The organism is Myroides sp. LJL116 (assembly GCF_054871685.1).
Genome location: NZ_JBTXLR010000024.1, coordinates 1 through 19,267, shown reverse-complemented (window position 1 = coordinate 19,267; position 19,267 = coordinate 1). Strand labels below are relative to the sequence as shown.

Sequence of the window (19,267 nt, the reverse complement as noted above, 5' to 3'; positions counted from 1 at the left end):
ACCTATACTCTACCTGCTTTGGTAGGTAGAGCTAGGTATTAAAAATGCTATTGATCGCTATATATTAAATATAGGGTTGGGGTTAGTGGGTTTCCCAGGAGATCCATGCCCACCCTTATTAAAATAATTTACTATGATTGCCCTTTCTCCTTTTGTAAACAACCTAAAGACAATATACTCTCTGCTTAAGAACAGCCTTAGAGTAGTGAGAATAATATATCAACCTAGAAATTTCTATTTAACCCATATATCTCCTTGTATTATCCTATTTAAGTGTAATATACCATCTACAATGCCCATTGCATTGTCCATAAAATGACGATTATCCTATGTAGGTATAAACTATACTATACCTAGACATAAAGCTATTGTAGAGTATTGATGCGCTCTACAACATATACTATTTATTAACCAACCTTTTAAAACAATAAGCCTATGACAAAAGGCTTGGAGGGTAAGACGTAAATAAGCTTAGGATGCAAATTGGACACTTGCTATTGGGCTTTCTTATGTAAAAAAGTTAGAGGTACTTTACATTAAACGAAAGATCACAGGTTATAAAGTATCTCACAAACCTAACTTCTTCTTTTCAAGCCAACGCCAACAAACCAAAACTAGCGCATTGAGAAAACTAACCTCAACGCCAAATGCATTTCTATATCTATTCCTTTTCCGTTCTTTCTCATATTGGGAGAGCTGAGAAAGATGTAAGAGATTAGGAATAGATTACAATTAACCCAAAACAATGTCTTTAAAGATTTTACCTATTCTCTCCCCTTTTGTCTAGGTAATTAAAAGCCTTGTAAATGCTGTGGCCTAATACAACTACAAGCGCATAAAACTAAAGACCAACCTTTTAATAATATCTAAAAATTATGAAATCAAATTTTACTCCAAACTATGGATATGGCGTAGCTATGGCTTTACTCAGCCTGTGCTTTTCCCCTAGCCTACTCCATGCTAACTCTATCCCAACTAGGATAGAACAAGAACAACAAAAGGTAACCATCACTGGGACCATTAAAGACTTTAATGGAGCTTTACCTGGTGTTGTTGTACAAGTAAAAAACAAAAACACTGCTACTATCACTGATGTAGATGGTAAATATTCCATTCAAGCATCTCCTTCTGAAACCTTGGTGTTTTCTTATATAGGATACAGCAGTGAAGAAATAACCATTAACCAAAAACGCATAATAGATTTAGATCTCCAACAAAACTCTCAAGAACTAGAAGAGGTAATCGTAAATGCTGGGTACTACACCGTTAAAGACAAAGAAAGAACAGGGAGCATCGCTAGAGTCACAGCTAAGGACATCGAACTACAACCAGTAATAAATCCCTTACAAGCATTACAAGGAAGAATGGCTGGAGTAGATATTACTCAAGCCTCAGGAGTACCTGGAGGAGGAATGCAGGTGGAAATTAGAGGCAGAAATTTCTTAGGTTCTACTACTAAAAACAAACCTTTATATATAATAAATGGAGTTCCTATTAACTCAGAAAACTTAGGAATAAATTCAATAAATCAAAATACAATCTTACTTCCTTTAGGGATATCTCCCTTAAATAGTATCTCTCCTTCAGATATTGAAAGTATTGAAGTACTAAAAGACGCAGATGCTACTGCTATTTATGGATCTAGAGGAGCAAATGGAGTAATCCTTATTACAACTAAAAAAGGAAAACAAGGAGAAACTAAATTCACGGTATCCTCTTCTATAGGGTTTAGTAAAGTAAATAAATTCATGGACATGCTGAATACAGAGGACTACATAAAAATGCGTAAGGAAGCCTTTACTAATAGTGGAGTTCCTTATGGGCCTACTGATTATGATGTAAATGGAACTTGGAATCAAACTAGATACACCAACTGGCAAAAAGAATTAATTGGAGACACTGCCATAGATAAAACAATTTCCCTTGGAATTTCCGGAGGTAATGAATTATCTAATTTTAATATTAACGTAAATCACAATGAAAGTACTACTGTATTCCCTATTGATAAAGGCTATACAAGAAATTCTGCTTTTATCAACTTTAATCAACGAACTAGAAATAATAAGCTTCAAGTAGGTACTTCTATAAATTATTCTAAACAAACAAATAACTTGCCAAATACAGATTTTACTAAACAGGCTTTACAATTAGCTCCCAATGCACCTTCTTTATATCTTGCTAATCGCAATTTAAATTGGGAAAATGGCACGTTCAATAACCCTCTAGCACAACTTGAATCTTCTTATCTAAATGAAATTAGTTCGTTGTTATTAAATACAACATTGTCTTATAATTTTCTTCCCTTTACAACTTTAAATATTAATAGTGGTATAAGCAGTACAAACTTTGAAGACGCACAGCTAAGACCCCATACGGTATTTAACCCTGCATTTGGTTATACTAGTGAAGTATCTTCTAGTAGTAAAAATCAAAATAATAATTTATCCTATATTCTAGAACCACAAATAAATTACAATCAACAATGGAATAAAAGTAGATTAGACATTTTAATAGGAACTACCTACTCAATTAATGATATGAACTATCTGAGTATGACAGGATCTAACTTTTCCTCTAACGCATTTATAACTAATATCTCAGCTGCGAAAGTGAAAGCTATAGGCCGAAATGTTAATAACCAATATAAATATGTATCTTTTTTTTCCCGACTAAACTATATTTATAATGATAAGTATATCTTCAATATAACAGCTCGTAGAGATGGATCAAGTCGATTTGCTTCAAATAATAAATTTGGAAACTTCGGAGCTCTAGGAGCTGCTTGGATAATCTCTAAAGAAAACTTTACTAAAAACTGGAAATGGCTTTCTTTTGCAAAACTACGCGGAAGCTATGGAATAACTGGTAGTGATAACATCGGAGATTACGCTTATTTAGACGCATATAATGTAAATAATGCTTTGTATGGAAGTGAAGTGAATCTTCAACCTACTGCACTTTACAATCCTAATTATCGTTGGGAAAAAACAACAAAGATTGAAGGTGCATTAGAATTAAGCTTTTTAAAAGACAAAATAAATACTTCTATAGCATATTATACCAATAGATCTGGAAATCAATTAGTAGGCTATACTTTACCAAGTACAACAGGATTTGATCAAATCACAATGAATTTTCCTGCAATAGTAGAAAATAAAGGTTGGGAAATTACTATAAGAACTTCAAATATTCGTTCAAAAAGCTTTAATTGGACTACAAACTTCAATATTTCCTCTAATAAGAACAAATTAGTTTCATATCCTGGTCTAAAAGAAGGTACTCAAAGCAGCACTTATATTATTGGCAAGCCACTCAACATAACTAAATTATACAATTACTTAGGCTTAGATACTTCAACAGGCCAATACCAATTTGAAGATTATAATGAAGATGGAAAGTTTACAAGTTTAGATCAAAAAAAAATAGTTGATTTAAGTCCAAAATATTTTGGCGGAATACAAAACAGCTTAAGTTATAAAAATTTTAACTTAGATTTTCTATTTCAATTTGTCAAAAAAAAATCATTTAATCTTGATAGTTACTCTTATACTGCACCAGGTGCTGCGATGATAAATTTACCAGTTGAATTTATGAATCGCTGGTCTTCAGACAATCCAAATGCAAGATATACTCAAGCTATCCACTATTCATCGCCTACCTTTAATCAAACACAAACTTATCTTGAAAGCACTGCTACTGTTAGCGATGGATCCTATATTAGGTTAAAAAATATTTCTCTTACATATTCGCTCAAAATTCCTAAATATAAGATTGATTCTTTACGTCTTTATATACAAGGTCAAAATATATGGACAATTACAAAATATTATGGTATAGATCCTGAATTCATCAGAATTGGAAATATTCCTCCTTTAAGAACCTATTCCTTTGGGATGCAACTAACTTTCTAATTTACTACCTATGAAAACAAACTTAAACTACAAATTATTAATAATATTATTAATAATTTCTCAAGTATTAACATCTTGTGAAGACATCATTGAAATAGACTTACCAAATGATAAAATGAACCGTGAACATGTTTATGCTGATATTGTAACAACAAAATCAGCTTTAAACTACTTATATAGTCGACTACGAGACACTCCCATTTTGAACTTCAATACTAGTGGTACTTCAAGTACAATGAGTTTATATACGGATGAATTAACTTATCATGGTAATAATGTCCTTTTAGCATATACTAACGATATTGATCCGATAAACTTAGGCAACACAGCACAATGGTGGGATGGAGCTTATAAAGATATATATGCAATAAATGCCTTTATTGAAGGTGTCACCAAATCCACTTATCTCAAACAATCGGATAAAGATCAACTACTAGGGGAAGCATATACTTTACGGGCTGTATTCTACTTAACACTTACAAAAATCTATGGAAATATACCTTATACAACGACAACAGACTATACTAAAAATACGTTCATAGAAAAAACCAATTATACCAAGGTATTATCTTTAATTGAAAATGATTTACTATTAGCTAATTCCCTTCTAGATTATACATATAGGAATACAGAACGTATTTATGTTAACAAAGCTATTTCTGATTTATTACTAAGCGAAAACTACCTCCTACAAAAAAAATATGTTTTAGCACAAACTTACGCAGAAAACATAATTAATAATCCTTTATATAAATTAGAAAATGACATAGACAATACATTTAAAAAATATTCGAAAAGTACTCTACTTCAAATTAGTCCAGTTACTTTACCATTTACAACCCAACATGCTTTTAACTATTTATTCACACAAAACCCTACCTCATCACTAAATCCTATACTTTATAACTCTTTGTCAGCAAATGATCTACGAAAAACTAAATGGATTAAAAGTTTCCCATTAAATGGTACTATTTATTATCAGCCTTATAAATATAAAAACACCGTTAATAACACAGAGGAATACGGAGTATTTTATCGATTAGAAGAAGCATATTTTTTTTTAGCAGAAGCTTTAGCTTATCAAGAAAAAGTACCTGAGGCCACAAATTGGCTAAACCAAATTCGAAATAAACGAGGTCTGCCAGATTTATCTACTTCTCTAGCAAAAGATACATTTATAGATGAACTATTAGTAGAAGCTAATAAGGAGTTCTTTACAGAAGGAGGGCATCGATTCTTTGATCTAAAACGAAATGGTAAAATACAAAACCTATCAAATTCTAAACCTACTTGGAAACCCCATAACGATTTATTTCCAATTCCAGAAAAGCAAACACTTATAAATAAAAACTTATTACCTAACAACCCATCTTACTAAAAAATATATGAAGAAAATTTATTATTTATTAAGCCTATGTATCATAGGCTTAATATTAGCTTGTAACAACCAATCAACAAAGAACAAAGAAAATAAAGATATACTTACTACAAATTTAGATGGAACAATCACAATTAAAGGAAGGGTTTTAGTACAGGAAACAAATCAACCTCCAAAAGGGATTAACACTATTAATATCTCTAACAAATGGAAGTTCGAAATCAAAGAGAGAGGAGTGAAAGGAGAAAACCAAAGGGTCTATCTAGATAAAAATGGTTATTACCAAATTACCATCGAAAAAGGTGATACTATGCAATTTATAGCTAATAATATTATATATAAACAGTCTCTTATACATTACAAAGTCGCTGATTTTACCAAAAATTCAACAATCAATTTTACAGTCAAAACGGACAGTACTCCATATCTAGATGGTATCTCAAAATTTCCTCAAGCAAAGCCGTTATTAGACAAGTTTTTAAACGATACAGACCCAGAAAAAACTTTTAATTTCTCAGGTACGATCATAAATAAAGAAACTAATAAACCCATAAATGGCCTTCCTATTTTTATTAATTATCACCAAAACACAATTGGAACAACAGCACATCATCTCACAAACGAACAAGGCGAATTTAAATTAAATGTTCCTTATAATACTTTACTTCGATTTTCTGCTTCAAACTCTCCAAATAGAACACAGAAAATCTATGTAACGAAAGACACTATAGCTAATATCCTATTTTAATCAAACATTATATGAAAACAATTATTAAGCGATTATTTTATTTAACATGCTTTTTATATTTAATGCCCTTACATGCACAAACTATTAAAAATCAACTAGTTTTAAAATTTAATTTAAAACCAGATCAAATATCTAATGATGGAAAATGGGCTATTTATAATAAGTTAGATATAGATGGAACCCCTCCTGAAAACACAGAATTTATAAATACCCAGACAAAAAAGCAAGTCTCACTAAAAAGAAATTCTGCGTTTTACAACCATTTACTAAACGATGGCCTTACTCTTAAAAAAGAGGGCAACATCCTATCAATTATCAACTTAGAAAATTTAAAATTCCAAGAAGACATACCTAATATCAAACAATTTGATTCAGATAAAAATCATAACATGTTGTTTACTTTATCTAATGGAGGTGACTTAATAATTTATCAACTTACAAGCAAGAATCAATTAGAGAAGTTTAGGCAAAATAATATTGAAATATTCTTTTTAAACCATGATAAAACAAAATTAGTATATCAAGACAATAGCAAAAATAAAAACTTATATTACCTAGATTTAAAAACAATAAAAGAGGTTAAGCTTTGTTCCATAAAGCAGGATATAACAGCTTTAAAATGGAATTTAACCCAAGATGCTATCTTATTTGATACAGAGTACAATAACTCCATGTTAATTTATTTACCAACTTTACAAGTAAAAGAAATTACATTCCCTAAAGAATCCATTAATGATAAAAAAATAGATTTCTATTCCAACAATGACTTACTCATAACCTATAAAATAACTACAGATCAAAAGTATCCCGAAAGTGAATACCTAGATATATGGCAAGGTAATAGTAAACATGTTATTCCCAGTCAATTCACCCCAAGATTCAAAAATGATTATTATGCTAAAATCTATAAATACCAAACAGAGAAATATATTGAACTGGAAAGTGGCAGAAATATTCAATATTCTCCTATAACAATTCCTAATTATGTATTATACTGTAATCCTTTAGAAAAGGAAGAGCATTTAAGTATTAATGTGAAAAACGACTACATAATAAAAAACATTACCACGAACGAGAAATTCGTACTTTCTTCTTATCAACCTAATCAACTCATAATTTCACCAAATAATAAACATTTATTATATCCAAAAGAAGATGGTGTAAGTTGGGAGGTATATACACCAAGTAGTCAAAGAAGATTATTAATTGAAAAGGATGATGATAAACAATCACCTTTATGGTCAACGGATTCCGATTTTATCTACTTTATTAAAGGCAATAACTTGCAAAAAATAAACATTGAAACTAATAAATCAAATCAACTAACTGATTTTTCAAAAGAAACCAGGATAACCATAAAAAATTTAGTCTTACCTCCAACTAATATGTCATTAATAAACAATCAGAAGCCCATTATAATTCAAGCAACAAGCAATAATCAAAATGCAGTATATAAAATTGATAATAAAAAATTATTCCCTCTTTTACCTTTTACCTCAAATAGAGTTGATAGTAGAATAGTTTTTGACTCCACTTTTGAAACGGTAATCTGGATGGAAGAAAACTATAATATGCCACATAAATTAACTATATATAAAAACTATAAGAAAACTACTTTGGTCGAAAACAATATTCCAAAAGAGAGTTACTCTTGGCAAAAACGAAAAGATATTTCATTCAAAGATAAATATGGTAAAGAACTTCAAGGTTTTCTATTCTATCCTAAAAATTTTGACCCTAAAAAAAGCTACCCTATGGTAACGCACATATATCAAGAAGTTTGGCTTTCGGCAGGACTTCAGCCTAATGAATTTATTCAATCTACTTTTAAAAATTCCGCAGGACATAATAGGACATTACTCAATGAAGAAGGTTACTTTGTATTTTACCCTGATACTTATGTTAGTAAAGATGGTCCAGGTATTACAGCAGTGGATTGTGTAGAAAAGGCTATATCAAAGATTTTAAGCGAAGAACCAACTATCAACAAAAATAAAATAGGCCTTGATGGCTACTCTTTTGGGGGGTATAAAGCTAGTTTTATCGCAACCCATAGTAGTATTTTTGCAGCAATAATAAGTGGATCTGGAATGCATGATTTGATTGGTTCTTATTATAGATATAGCTACCATTATAGAAATAAACCAGATTATAGTAGAATAGAAAACCATCAATTCAATTTCAAGGAGAGTTTTGGAGAAAATCCTAAAAAATATATTGATAATTCACCCATTTTATTTGCTCAAAATATAAAAACACCTATTCTATTAGTAACTGGTCTGAAAGATAAAAATGTCTTTTGGCAAAATACTAGTTCAATGTATTGGGCAATAAGAAGATATAACAAAGCTCAAGTAACTGCTCTCTTCTATAAAGATGCAGGACATGGCTTCTACTTTACTCCTATAGTAAATGAAGACTTTACAAGAAGATATTTGGATTGGTATAATTATTATCTAAAAAACAACAAAACGATACAATGGGTTGATGATAGTGTAAATACAGAGAAAATTTCCTTCAGTTTTTAACTTCATAAAACATTAAGAAGGCGTAAATTTACGCCTTCCTTTTATCTATTTACTAAATTTTATAAAGTGGTTCATATGATACTGGAGGTCCTGCAACTTCACCATATAAGTCAGCAGTTACTCCGTCAATTATAGCTGTACAAGGTATATTCGAACTATCATCAAATGTACAATGCTCTGGCCTAGGTAAAATAGTTACTTTTCTAAATCCAGAAGCTTGTGTAGCATCAACTATATACAAATCTCCCATATACACCGACTGCATACTTGCAACCTCAGAATTTGTCACTACCTCAGTAGTAACGTTACTTGCACTTAAGGTAAGTACACCTAAACCTAGCATCGCAAATACCGCTAATGGCAGGAAAAGGCTTTTAATAAATTGTTTCATCTTTAAAAGAATTTTAATTAAAAGCTCCTTTTAGTAAACGATTAGAAGGTTATATTCCTACAATTGCCAATCTAAGTTAATGTCAAGCTATTAAATAGACATCTAGATCCTAATACATGTAAAATGTAACTATGAAAAAACCATTGAAACGCAAAACATAAGAAAGCTCTTAATACATTAATAAATTTGTTCATTTGATTTGATCTAAGTGTCTATAACTTAGCTTTAAGTTAAACAATTATTTCACAAGTCAATGGAGTGTAGCTACGTTTAGTTCCATTTCTCTTCTTTAGAATTATGTAAGCTTTAACTACCTAAAACCTGTCTATATTTATAGCATGATATAGCTAGCTTAACTTAGTCTAGTGGGGTGCACTTTAAACTTACAATAAAGACATATTCGCATTTCATGTCTTTTGCTTTTTGATATAATCAAAGTTACTTTACTATTTCTATTGAGTCAATACGTGTTTTCACCTATTTCTTATCCCTGGGTATAAGGTCAGATCTATCTAGATAGTGAGTTGAATAAGCATATAAAATCACTCCTATAAAATTTTTAGATTGTGTTTTTTCCATCAGACTCTCTTTATGCTTTTCCACTGTTCTAGGGCTTATCGAGAGCTCATCTGCAACCTCATTATAACCATACTGTTGTGCAAACAACTTAATTACTTCTACCTCCCTTTCAGATAAAAAGACAAATAAAGGCTCTTTGCATGAATCTAGCTCAGCCAAAATTAGTAGTATATCCTCATCAAAATAAACACCTGAGTCCCTAACAGTGCCTATAGCTTTCATAATATCTTCGGGATTAGTATTCTTAGTTAAATACCCATCTATTTTATATTCGAGCATTCTTGAAATGCTATAAATATCATTATAACTTGTTAGGATAAGAATCTTAATTTTTGGAAAATGCTCATTCAGGATAGCTACAGTATCATAGCCGTTCATTCCTGGCATCTGAATATCGAGAAAAACTAAATCTATTTCTATAGATTTTGATTCTAATGCCTGTATTAAATCAGCTCCATTAGAAGCATTGAAAACAACCTCTATCCCAGGCATTGGAGAAATTAATAGTTCAAAACTCTTTCTAAAGAGCTTATGATCATCTACAATAGCAATTTTAGTACTCATAATCATTAAAAGTTATAGTTATTAAATTTCCATCATCAATAATCTGATGATTAAAGACAGCATTAATTTGCTTAATTCGGGTTTGAATATTACTTAAACCAAGTCCTTTACTAGGCAATTTATAATTGGGGTTAGAATCATAAGCAATACCATTATCTGAAATCGAAATAACAAGAGTTGAGTTACTCCAGTTTAAATCGATACTAACCACTGTGGCAGAACTATGCTTTAAAATGTTTTGAATAAGTTCTTGTAGTATCCTGTAAAACTCCAATTTAACTAGTTCTTTAAGCTCAAAACTTGGAGAATTAGCTTTCACTTCAATACGGATATCATTAATCTTGTTTATCCTTAAAACATAGTTTTTAATAATCAGTTCTAATGGATTATCTTTTATTAGTGGAGGAGATAGGTTGTAACTCATAAAAACCGCCTGATTGTAACACTCTGACAGGATTAGCTTCAACTCTGATAAGATCCTTTCTCTTTTTTCCTTCCCTTTTCTTGACTCGTACAGAACGAGATAATTTTGAATACTTGCCAAATCACTACACAGTCCATCGTGTAAGTCTTTTGCTAATCGAGCTCTTTCTTTATGCTCGGCTTCAATAATACCCTTTAATTGTTGCTTCAAATACTCATTGTGATAGACCCTAATATTTGTTTGATAAACTATTAAAAGAGCAACAACTAATAGCCCCATGGTTATCATGATAATTGTGCCTAACCAAAAAAGCGTGTTTAATTCATTTTCCATACCCCTACTATTATAACGACTCTTAATATTAAACTTGAAATTATATTTAAAGTCCAATAATCTTGTAAATACAAATTACTACTGAATATACCACTAGATAAAACAAACAATGAGATTGTTGAACTATAATACATAAACAGTCCCATAACAAAATAGAAACTTGGTTCATTATATAGCTTTAGAATACTTTTCTGCTCAAATATTTGCTTTATCCACAAAAAGCTTGACACCATGACAAAAAGCGTAATCACAGCTTTACTTAGGCTTTTAACTTTGAGAAAGTCAGAGCCCTCAGAAAAAATAAAGAAGAAAGAATAGACATATACGATAAAAAAAAGACCTAAAGATACCATATTGTATCCCTTAGGCCTTTTTATAAGTATATTCTTGAAAAGGTAATAAATGGACAAAAACTCCAACAATGGGTAAATCTGAAACCATCCTGTAACATCTACTTTCAGTATAAAGCTTATAATAAACTCATATATAGATGCAAAAAAAAATAAAACTAATAAAGGGACATAGGCTTTATTCTTAGTTTTCACTCTAAGTAAAAAAATACCTAATGGTACAACTCCTAATAATAAAGTTAAGCCTACTAACAATTTAGACATGATTATTTTCTATTTAACAGGCTATTTTCAACTGAGCAAAAGGGAGGACATATAATTAGTTCCTCTAAAATAACACCTTCACTTATATCATTTCCTCTTGTATCTACTCCTACTAATACTAAATTAGTTTTATCCGTCTGTTCGTTTATACCTGGATATATACGCATACCAATACAGTTATCTTGCTTTAGAAGTTCTTGAAGTTTTTCAACTCCTACGAAGTAACTTTTTATCGCTTCAGGGTTCTTTTCTTGAAATAAGCTAACATATTTTATAGCTTTCTCTAAGGTGATTACCTCACCACTTTTACTTGTAATTTCCATAAAATCAGGTTTTTATAATTATCACTTTCAAATATCTACCTTTTTAAATTAAATATCAATACGTGTTTTCACGTATTTTTATATGTTCATTACAATTCGGAGTTTTTATTTAGAACTTTGCCAATTTTCTAGATAAATATCTAGCAGACTTTTAGGAAGAAAGAGGCGGCACTTGTCGAATTGATCAATTCGGGATAAAGTGGAGAATATTAGGCTCCTCGTTTTCAGAACTAACAACTACTATTACCATGAATGAGCACTTCACTTTAGTCCATAAAAAAAGCCTTAAGAGTCTATCTTAAAGCTTTTTAAAGTTTAAATGGTCTTTTATTATATTACTTAGTACACCTATTTACAGTAGAACCTTTTGTATGTTTTACTGGATTGTGATTTTCTATTCTTGGTTACTTGCTATTGCTTTTCTTATGTTATTCTTATTTTGGTCTCTATTGTTTTACCTCAATGGAATACTTCTTTGCAGGTAAAGAGTCAATATTCTCTTTATTACTCATCTTAGCTGCTGAATCACTCCATTTAGGCACATCATCTCTAATATCTAAGTAATACTCATATAACATCTTTGTAAGACCTATCTCTACTCTATCTCCAGAAAATTTATTAAGGGTTAAGTACCCATAAGTTTGTCCGTCTCTTTTTATAATAGGCGGCTTTTCTCCATAGGGATTCCAAGGAGAGAAGTTACTCTTCTCATCTCCGTAAATTCCATATTTATTCCATATCGATTTTTTGTTGTAAAGGTTTCCGTAGGTACCATGGTGGTTCCATAGGGAGTTTTGTTCACTTGCTGGGCAAGTAAGACAACCCAAGTATTGTGGGTTTTCTTCATTGGTGTATAGCTCTAACTTCTGGGCATTAGCACCTAGAGCGAAAAAAAAGAAAAGAAAAGAAAAATAATATTTCAATGTCATAAAGTGAAGTGATTAAAAGGTAAGCAAGGTTTCTGGTTGTTAGGCGCTACGTTTTCTTTGGTAGGCCCAACAATTTTAATGTTAGGTTTTTGTATACGTTTAATTGGCATTGTATTTTAAAGAAAAAGGTCTTACTTATAGTATAAGCAAAACCTTTTTGCTTACTATGTTTTATTCTTCATGGTATGCAAGTACTGGTACATGCGTGTGGTAACTTAATTTCTTAGTCATACTACTTGTGAATAAACGCTCAAAGAAGCCTCTATTACGTGTAATAGATACTAATAGATCGATATTCTCAGCATCTATAAAGTTAAAGATTCCCCTTTCTACATCTTTGTCTTCCATTAAGAAAAACTCCACAGGCTCATCTTTATAATTATCCTTCCAGCTTTGCTCTACTGCTGCATCTAGATTGTCCTTTAAAGCGGAGATATGTACCGCCTTAATGGTTGCACCAAAGCGTTTAGCCATTGGGATTAACTTATCTAATACTGCTTTATCTTGTGGCTTGTATAAAGTAGAGAATCCAATGGATTTAATACCATCGAAAATGGCATCATGTGGTACACTTAGTACTGGTATATCCAAAGAACCAATAGCATTAGAGGTATTAGATCCTAATATCTTTTTCTCAAATCCTGAGTTTCCATTAGTACCCATTACAACTAGATCGATGTTTTCTTCTTTTACTCTCTTTTTTAAGATCGTATTTAAAAAACCTTCCTCTAGTATAAAATGCATTGGTACATGGTCTAGGTTGTGTTTACGTGCGATTTCTCTGATTTGTGGAACTTGGTCTTTGAAGTTTTCAAAATTACTAAGCTCAATGGTCTTATATACATCTTGTACCATCACCGGATTCGCGGTAGCAGATATAACAGGCATTTCATAGGCGTGTAACACAAATAAAGTAGCCTCTTGGTTCTCTGCCATACGCAAAGCGTATACTAGAGCATTATTAGCGGTATCGGAAAAATCGGTTGGGAACAATATCTTTTTCATAGCTATGTTGTTTATAGTTTGTATAAAGATAATAATATTCTTTTTGTATTAATATAAAATTAACGAATAATACTCTCTGTAACCAATGTAGAGTTTTATTATCAAATAAAACAATTAGTAGTATCTTTGCCTTATCTAATAAAAGGATAATATGATATTACAAGATACCATAGTTGCCTTAGCTACTCCATCGGGAGCTGGAGCAATTTCTATTATACGCCTATCAGGAAAAGATGCCATTAGCCTTGCTAATGGAATATTCAAATCCATTAAGAATAAAGATTTAACCAAACAAAAGACCCATACCCTACACCTTGGACATATTGTCGATGGAGATAAGGTATTAGACCAGGTACTGGTGTCTATCTTTAAAGGACCAAACTCTTATACAGGGGAGAATACCGTAGAGATTTCCTGCCACGGTTCTACCTTTATTCAGCAACAAATCATTCAACTTGCCCTTAGAAGAGGTGCTAAGATGGCTCAAGCTGGGGAGTTTACTATGCGCGCCTTTTTAAATGGTAAATTAGACCTTTCACAAGCCGAAGCTGTAGCAGACTTAATTGCGTCGGATAACGAGGCTTCTCACCAAATTGCTATGCAACAAATGAGAGGTGGATTTTCCAATGAGATTGCCCTATTAAGAGAGCAGTTATTAAACTTTGCTTCCCTTATAGAATTAGAATTAGACTTTTCAGAAGAAGATGTTGAATTTGCGGATCGTACACAGTTCAAAGAGCTTATTGATCGCATTGAATTTGTATTAAAACGTCTTATTGATTCTTTCGCTGTAGGTAACGTAATTAAAAACGGTATACCTGTAGCTATTGTTGGAGAACCAAACGTTGGAAAAAGTACGCTATTAAATGCACTTCTAAACGAAGAAAGAGCAATTGTATCGGATATCGCTGGAACAACGCGTGATACCATTGAAGATGAGCTTGTAATTGATGGAATTGGATTCCGCTTTATTGATACAGCAGGTATTAGAGAAACCAAAGATGTAGTGGAAAGCATAGGAATTCAAAAGACCTTTGAAAAGATAGAAGCTGCCCAAGTTGTGATCTATCTTTTAGATGGAGCTTCTTTAAACAAAGAATCCTTAGAATCTATCAAAGTAGAATTAGAAAAGCTTAAAAACAAATATCCTTTAAAACCTCTACTTGTAGTATGTAATAAGAAAGACTTATTAAGCCCAGAGCAAATAGAGTTATTTAGCAATAACATTGAGAACTTACAATTAATGTCTGCTAAAGACAATATTGGTGTAGAAGAGTTAAAACAAGCATTACTAGGCTATGTAAATACAGGAGCTTTAAGAAACAATGAGACTATTGTAACTAATACTCGTCACTATGACTCTTTACTTAAAGCACTAGAAGAAATAGAAAAAGTAAAATGGGGATTACAAACGAATCTATCTGCGGATTTAATGGCAATAGATATTCGTCAAGCCCTTTATTACTTTGGAGAGATTACAGGACAAGTTACAAACGATGAGTTACTAGGTAACATCTTTGCTAACTTTTGTATCGGGAAGTAAATTACCTTTCCCTTGTTAAGATATATTTTCTTTTATTGACTATCAGTGAATTAACGCTGATAGTCTTTTCTTTTATGTTCCTTTTGTTTATTTGTCTGCAACTTAAACAAATGAATAAATATTTAATAAGCTACTGATAAATAGATTGATATTGAATATAGAATGGAATTATAAAATGTAAAGCCTTTTTTAAACTGGGCAAGTGGAAACACACAACTTTTAGCAGAAATAGAAAAAAGATTACCAGAAGTTTTTTCGAAGGCCCCCCGATTACTTTTTTTTGGCCGCTTTTCGGTTGTCGACAGTTTTATTTTGGCCACTTAATAAATTCCAAATATCAAAAAATTTGTTATTAATGATTTAAATGAGAATCTAGTAAATACTTATTTAATGATTAAAAATCTCCATATAGAGTTAATAGTGAATCTTATGAGACTTCAAGAGAATTTCAATTCTTTTGAAGAGATTTAAAAATAAAGAAAATTATTTAAGCAGCATAAGGAAGTTAATATTAACCAGAATAGTTTATTCATTTTTTTTAATCAAACTTTTTCAATAGTATTGTGTAGAATAAATAGTAAAGGTGGTTTTAATGCACCTAATGTTACTTGTAAACAACCAACTATTTGTGATAGCATAAATCTAAAAAAGTTCAATTAGACCTACAAATGGTAATTACATTAAAAGGTGATTACCAAACTGTTTTTCTAATGAAGGAGAAAAAAATATTTTCGATTCTCAATAAAGACCTTTATCAGAAAAAACTAAATTTAATTCTTACGATAAAGAAAAATTTAATGATAACTTTAGTAAATTAGGAGATAAATGGAAATAGAATAATTCAGATGGTAAAGGAGCGAATCAAAGTAATAATTTATTTGATGATCTATATTGAGAATACAATATACAACGTGTTTTTTCCTGTAGAAATATTAATTCCAAATCCGAGAAGAGAGGTAAGCTTACAGAACTTTTGATTACAAACTTTTAAACCTAAAATTACTATAACCTAAATGAGAAATTTAAACAAAATATGCAAAACGGCTAACGACGATGAATTGTTTGAGTACATAAGATCAACTTTTAAAAATAAAATTACGCAATGGGATTACTTCGTGAATTGGTTAAAGGTATTTGCAAATATTACGCCTATTGAAAAGGAACTTAACCTTTTAAATGTTTTGATTGGTAAAGATAATTTTGAAGAAGAAGCTTTTAAACTTATACAAGAATATCCAACAGTAGTAAAAGCTTTTCCTACATTAATAGCAATACGAGAAAAATCAGTTGATATTTTAATTGATGTAAAGGAATTTGTATACCAACACTATAATTTTGCAAAAAAGACCCTAACAGATGCTGAAATTTTAGTAATGGTCGATTTTATGGTAATGTCAGGCTTAAAAGAGGTTATCCAAAATAAAAAAGTAAAAAACTTAGTAGATTATGCAACTGGGGTAGAAGTTGGATTGGACAGTAATGGTCGTAAAAACAGAGGAGGTGCCTTGATGGAAAGGATAACCGAAGAATTTGTAAAGGAAGCATGTTTAGCACTCAATTTACAGTATATGGCTCAAGCTACAGCAACCAAGATAAAGCTTCAATGGGGCTTGGAAGTAGTAGTTGATAAATCTTCAAGAATAGTAGATTTTGCGATTAATAAAGAAGACCAATTATATTTTATAGAATGTAATTTCTATGGAGGAGGTGGTTCAAAATTAAAATCTACTGCCACGGAATATATCGAAATGAATCGATATTGGAAAAACCAAAATATTGAGTTTATATGGGTTACCGACGGAGCAGGTTGGCATACAACATTAAGGCCATTACGTGAGTTTTTTGATAAAGGTGATTATCTTTTAAATTTAGAGATGTTGAAAAGAGGAATATTAAGATTAATATTAAATAAATAGAAAAATGGAAGAATATACAGCAATTGAAATAAATCAAAATGGTCAAATTTTATATTTGTTTTCAATGAGTGCTAAAACAATATATGATAAGTTTAGTGTGTCAAGACGTGTAGAGGATAAAGAAAAAGGATATCAAAGATCTTTTAGTGCTACCCGTTTGAAACAAATCGCTAATTATCTAAATAAAGAATCTGGTTTTTTACCTAATTCGATTTTGGTAAATATTGATAATGAAAAATATAACTTCGAGAATGGTAAATTGTATCTTAACTTAGAGGAAGAATCGATAGGTTTTATTATAGATGGTCAACATAGAGTTGGTGGTGCTAATTTAGCAGAAAACGATATTGTTTTACCTGTTGTAGCAACTGTAAAATTAAGTGAGGTTGAACAAGCAAAACTATTTATAAAAATAAACAAAAATCAAAGAGGAGTTCCTGTATCATTATACTTAGACCTATTAAATATAACTGAAGGAGAGATAGTTGATTTCGATGGGCAAGATGTAACCGCTGAGAGACGAGCAATCGAAATTGCTAAAAGATTAAATGAAGACGAAGAAAGCCCTATGTATGATAAAGTACGAATGACAGGTGAACCAGGAAAAGGTATTTCTTTAAGTGAGTTTGTTAATTTACTCAAACCTTTTGTAGAGCCAAAAAAAGGTAATTTTATGACATTAGGATTCGAAGACCAATACAAACTGTTTAATATTTATTTAAAAGCATTTAAAGCAGTGTTTTTAGAACAGTGGGATGATAGTTCAACATTACTTTTGAAAACGGTTGGATTTGGAGCTATGATAAAAAGCTGTTATGATATTTTTACTTTAGTTATACAAAAACACAAAAAATTCACAACAGAAACTTGTATCGATGTAATTTCGAAAATTAGTGATTTGAAGTTTGACTCAGAGACAATGCCAGGAGGTGGTATAAAAGCTCAAGATAGTGCAAAAACACTTTTAGTGTCACACTTACGAAAAGCACTTCGTGAAGATGATGATTTTACTTTTGAAATAGGAGAATAATGGCAACTAATTTAACACTAGATGAAATTGCATATTCTTTTAAAAATTGTACCGGTGAAACAGCTGTACCATTAAAAGAATATTTGAGAGATAATGTATTGAAAGACCGTCAAGATAACACATATATTGTAAGTGATATTAGTAATTTTATATTAAATGATGTTAAGATTTTATTAAAAAAATCAATCACTAATATTTTAGCTGCTGACAGTATTTTACTTACAGGTTCTTCAAGTTGGGGGTTTGTAACAACCTATTATAGTAATTTTTTTTCTATTCAAGCTTTAAATAGATTATCTTTAAATTTCAATCTTCATTTAAAACATTATTATGACATAAAAATATTAAATTATACTAAAGGAGAGTTTCATTTGAAGAGAAATGATGGTTCTACAGGCAGTCATCAACAGCAATTTGATAAATTTTACAACAATTATATGGTTTATAGAAATAAAAGATCTATAAATAGATCTTGGAATCTTGGAATCTATAGATTTAAAGAAGGAATTGAAACTATGCTGAGAAATGAAATTAATTACTCAATAAGTAATTATTATTATGATGAATTAAGTTGCGACATCTCTACTTATTCAAAGAAAATAAGGGAATTCAAAAAGTCTCCAATAACTGCTAAATTAGATAAACCATATAAGCTTTCTCATTCTAACTTAGAGCTTGCACTTTGCAGAATAGAAATGATATTTTATATTTTAAACTATTTAGCGAATAAAAATATTTATTACCGATCTTATTTTAATAGATTTGTATCTGAACTGAAAAAAAATATCCAAAGTAAGTTTAGCAATAATTCCAATTATTTAGTTGCGAGGATTATTGATAATTGTAAATATAGTGACTTAGGTATTGTTGATGAAGAAGTTACAATTTAACAAAAAACAACTAGTTTAGACTGACCCCAAAAAAGACACTGTACCATAAACTGTGTAAGTATAAAAATCTGCTTGGGTAACTAAGCAGATTTTTTTATATATTTAATATTTAGACAGTTATGGATACAAAGAAGATTATCTCCGATGAAGTTTTCAAGGGC

Annotated in this window: 14 protein-coding genes; 8 read left to right on the top strand and 6 right to left on the bottom strand. The window is 30.7% G+C overall.

Going from position 1 to position 19,267, the window contains the following annotated elements; translation table 11 throughout:
- Positions 1 to 875 precede the first annotated feature (875 nt).
- From ACYSNM_RS12980 to ACYSNM_RS12965, 4 genes are read left to right on the top strand one after another with little or no spacing between them, the layout of a single operon-like run.
- Positions 876 to 3,911 carry a SusC/RagA family TonB-linked outer membrane protein gene (locus ACYSNM_RS12980; protein WP_461757304.1) on the top strand — a complete coding sequence of 1,012 codons (3,036 nt, stop codon included), beginning with the start codon at positions 876 to 878 and terminating at the stop codon, positions 3,909 to 3,911.
- A 10-nt stretch (positions 3,912 to 3,921) separates the two neighbouring features.
- On the top strand, positions 3,922 to 5,289 hold the full coding sequence (locus ACYSNM_RS12975; RefSeq protein WP_461757303.1) for a RagB/SusD family nutrient uptake outer membrane protein: 1,368 nt from the start codon (positions 3,922 to 3,924) through the stop codon (positions 5,287 to 5,289).
- A gap of 7 nt (positions 5,290 to 5,296) precedes the next feature.
- Positions 5,297 to 6,037 (top strand): peptidase associated/transthyretin-like domain-containing protein, encoded by a 741-nt coding sequence (locus ACYSNM_RS12970; RefSeq protein ID WP_461757302.1) that lies wholly within the window; start codon positions 5,297 to 5,299, stop codon positions 6,035 to 6,037.
- 11 nt (positions 6,038 to 6,048) lie between these two features.
- On the top strand, positions 6,049 to 8,565 hold the full coding sequence (locus tag ACYSNM_RS12965; protein WP_461757301.1) for an alpha/beta hydrolase family protein: 2,517 nt from the start codon (positions 6,049 to 6,051) through the stop codon (positions 8,563 to 8,565).
- A gap of 52 nt (positions 8,566 to 8,617) precedes the next feature.
- On the opposite strand, the gene ACYSNM_RS12960 is transcribed toward ACYSNM_RS12965, so the two are convergent.
- The 6 genes from ACYSNM_RS12960 to ACYSNM_RS12935 all read right to left on the bottom strand — a co-directional run bounded on the left by ACYSNM_RS12960 (position 8,618) and on the right by ACYSNM_RS12935 (position 13,727).
- Complete coding sequence (locus ACYSNM_RS12960) at positions 8,618 to 8,956, bottom strand: hypothetical protein (protein WP_461757300.1); 339 nt, start codon at positions 8,954 to 8,956, stop codon at positions 8,618 to 8,620.
- 477 nt (positions 8,957 to 9,433) lie between these two features.
- Complete coding sequence (locus tag ACYSNM_RS12955; RefSeq protein WP_461757299.1) at positions 9,434 to 10,099, bottom strand: response regulator transcription factor; 666 nt, start codon at positions 10,097 to 10,099, stop codon at positions 9,434 to 9,436.
- Positions 10,089 to 10,856, bottom strand: coding sequence for a sensor histidine kinase (locus ACYSNM_RS12950; RefSeq protein ID WP_461757298.1), 768 nt, complete (start codon positions 10,854 to 10,856; stop codon positions 10,089 to 10,091). Before ACYSNM_RS12950 ends, ACYSNM_RS12955 begins: the two co-directional genes overlap by 11 nt.
- Before the next feature lie 616 nt (positions 10,857 to 11,472).
- The gene (locus tag ACYSNM_RS12945; protein ID WP_461757297.1) at positions 11,473 to 11,793 is read right to left on the bottom strand and encodes a hypothetical protein; all 321 of its coding nucleotides are present in this window, start codon (positions 11,791 to 11,793) and stop codon (positions 11,473 to 11,475) included.
- A 446-nt stretch (positions 11,794 to 12,239) separates the two neighbouring features.
- Positions 12,240 to 12,722: a hypothetical protein gene (locus ACYSNM_RS12940; RefSeq protein WP_461757296.1), complete on the bottom strand. Its 483-nt coding sequence runs from the start codon at positions 12,720 to 12,722 to the stop codon at positions 12,240 to 12,242.
- 171 nt (positions 12,723 to 12,893) lie between these two features.
- Positions 12,894 to 13,727 carry a universal stress protein gene (locus ACYSNM_RS12935; RefSeq protein WP_461757295.1) on the bottom strand — a complete coding sequence of 278 codons (834 nt, stop codon included), beginning with the start codon at positions 13,725 to 13,727 and terminating at the stop codon, positions 12,894 to 12,896.
- A 151-nt stretch (positions 13,728 to 13,878) separates the two neighbouring features.
- On the opposite strand from ACYSNM_RS12935, the gene mnmE reads away from it, so the two are divergent.
- The 4 genes from mnmE (at position 13,879) to ACYSNM_RS12915 (ending at position 19,106) form a co-directional block, all read left to right on the top strand.
- Positions 13,879 to 15,270 (top strand): tRNA uridine-5-carboxymethylaminomethyl(34) synthesis GTPase MnmE, encoded by a 1,392-nt coding sequence (gene mnmE, locus ACYSNM_RS12930; RefSeq protein WP_461757294.1) that lies wholly within the window; start codon positions 13,879 to 13,881, stop codon positions 15,268 to 15,270.
- Between the two features lie 1,013 nt (positions 15,271 to 16,283).
- Positions 16,284 to 17,186, top strand: a complete 903-nt coding sequence (locus ACYSNM_RS12925; RefSeq protein ID WP_461757293.1) for a type II restriction endonuclease — start codon at positions 16,284 to 16,286, stop codon at positions 17,184 to 17,186.
- Between the two features lie 4 nt (positions 17,187 to 17,190).
- On the top strand, positions 17,191 to 18,216 hold the full coding sequence (locus tag ACYSNM_RS12920; protein WP_461757292.1) for a DGQHR domain-containing protein: 1,026 nt from the start codon (positions 17,191 to 17,193) through the stop codon (positions 18,214 to 18,216).
- Positions 18,216 to 19,106: a hypothetical protein gene (locus ACYSNM_RS12915; RefSeq protein ID WP_461757291.1), complete on the top strand. Its 891-nt coding sequence runs from the start codon at positions 18,216 to 18,218 to the stop codon at positions 19,104 to 19,106. The genes ACYSNM_RS12920 and ACYSNM_RS12915 overlap by 1 nt, the downstream gene beginning before the upstream one ends.
- Positions 19,107 to 19,267: the final 161 nt, after the last annotated feature.

Bases quoted from the DNA above. Each gene is read 5' to 3' on its own strand.
- ACYSNM_RS12980 (WP_461757304.1), top strand. From the start codon at position 876: ATGAAATCAAATTTTACTCCAAACTATGGATATGGCGTAGCTATGGCT.
- ACYSNM_RS12975 (WP_461757303.1), top strand. From the start codon at position 3,922: ATGAAAACAAACTTAAACTACAAATTATTAATAATATTATTAATAATT.
- ACYSNM_RS12970 (WP_461757302.1), top strand. From the start codon at position 5,297: ATGAAGAAAATTTATTATTTATTAAGCCTATGTATCATAGGCTTAATA.
- ACYSNM_RS12965 (WP_461757301.1), top strand. From the start codon at position 6,049: ATGAAAACAATTATTAAGCGATTATTTTATTTAACATGCTTTTTATAT.
- ACYSNM_RS12960 (WP_461757300.1), bottom strand. From the start codon at position 8,956: ATGAAACAATTTATTAAAAGCCTTTTCCTGCCATTAGCGGTATTTGCG.
- ACYSNM_RS12955 (WP_461757299.1), bottom strand. From the start codon at position 10,099: ATGAGTACTAAAATTGCTATTGTAGATGATCATAAGCTCTTTAGAAAG.
- ACYSNM_RS12950 (WP_461757298.1), bottom strand. From the start codon at position 10,856: ATGGAAAATGAATTAAACACGCTTTTTTGGTTAGGCACAATTATCATG.
- ACYSNM_RS12945 (WP_461757297.1), bottom strand. From the start codon at position 11,793: ATGGAAATTACAAGTAAAAGTGGTGAGGTAATCACCTTAGAGAAAGCT.
- ACYSNM_RS12940 (WP_461757296.1), bottom strand. From the start codon at position 12,722: ATGACATTGAAATATTATTTTTCTTTTCTTTTCTTTTTTTTCGCTCTA.
- ACYSNM_RS12935 (WP_461757295.1), bottom strand. From the start codon at position 13,727: ATGAAAAAGATATTGTTCCCAACCGATTTTTCCGATACCGCTAATAAT.
- mnmE (WP_461757294.1), top strand. From the start codon at position 13,879: ATGATATTACAAGATACCATAGTTGCCTTAGCTACTCCATCGGGAGCT.
- ACYSNM_RS12925 (WP_461757293.1), top strand. From the start codon at position 16,284: ATGAGAAATTTAAACAAAATATGCAAAACGGCTAACGACGATGAATTG.
- ACYSNM_RS12920 (WP_461757292.1), top strand. From the start codon at position 17,191: ATGGAAGAATATACAGCAATTGAAATAAATCAAAATGGTCAAATTTTA.
- ACYSNM_RS12915 (WP_461757291.1), top strand. From the start codon at position 18,216: ATGGCAACTAATTTAACACTAGATGAAATTGCATATTCTTTTAAAAAT.